Annotated in this window: 2 protein-coding genes; both read right to left on the bottom strand. The window is 54.2% G+C overall.

Annotation, left to right across the window (positions count from 1 at the left end; translation table 11 throughout):
* Window positions 1–87: 87 nt before the first annotated feature.
* The gene (locus ROE7235_RS19765) at window positions 88–354 is read right to left on the bottom strand and encodes a type II toxin-antitoxin system RelE/ParE family toxin (RefSeq protein ID WP_121097767.1); all 267 of its coding nucleotides are present in this window, start codon (window positions 352–354) and stop codon (window positions 88–90) included.
* On the bottom strand, window positions 341–586 hold the full coding sequence (locus tag ROE7235_RS19760) for a type II toxin-antitoxin system ParD family antitoxin (protein WP_121097765.1): 246 nt from the start codon (window positions 584–586) through the stop codon (window positions 341–343). The genes ROE7235_RS19765 and ROE7235_RS19760 overlap by 14 nt, the downstream gene beginning before the upstream one ends.
* Between the last annotated feature and the right edge of the window lie 202 nt (window positions 587–788).

Genomic DNA, 788 nt, shown 5'->3' with positions numbered 1-788 from the left:
CTGCGGCCTGCGCGCCTTGGCACACGTCAGCTATCTGGAGAGCACCCGCGCCAAGGCGCAGCTAAACCGCGACCAAGCTGATCAATTTTACACCGGGAACTTGGCCAATTTTGCTCCGGGATTGACAATCAGATGCTCTGCGCTTGGGTGGATGCGGACAGGCGGTTCGAATTCCGAACGCTCGCGCGCCATTTCCGGCATGAAAAGCAATCGATCGAACGTATCTTCAAGGATGTCGGTATAGCGGTCAGCCTGACCCATCGACCAGCGCTGCGTCGTGTAGAGCCAAATTTCTTCGAGATCATTTTGGGCTGTCGGTGTCAGACGATAAGCGATCAGACTACTTGCGAGCATGCTGCTCCCGCATCCGCGCCTTGAACGCCTTGAAGTCGAACGGTTCAGGCTCGCCGCTCTTCACGCCTTCATCTATCGCTTGCTGCAATGCATCAATTGCCTGCGCACGCTCCTGGTCACGACGAATGAGGTGACGCACATAGTCACTGGTGTTGCTGAAGCTGCCATCCTTCAGTCGCGTTTCAACCCAGGTCTTCATCGGATCGGGAAGGGAAACGTTCATTGTTGCCATAGCTAATCCTCCATCATCACACAGCTATACCAGATATGACAGACTCCGCCAAACATATTGGCAATCATTGCCATTGAGCTATGCCCGAAAGTTGGTGACGGCGTGATTAGGCGGCTTTTTGAAGTTGCTTGATCCCGTCCTTGAATTCAATCCCCTGGATGATCTCAGGCATGCGGCTTGCGCCGTCGAGTTTGCGCCATTT

It is taken from the genome of Roseinatronobacter ekhonensis, from assembly GCF_900499075.1.
Lineage (GTDB): Bacteria > Pseudomonadota > Alphaproteobacteria > Rhodobacterales > Rhodobacteraceae > Roseinatronobacter > Roseinatronobacter ekhonensis.
Note: the sequence above shows the minus strand (reverse complement) of the source record. Positions and strands in the feature narration are given on the sequence as shown.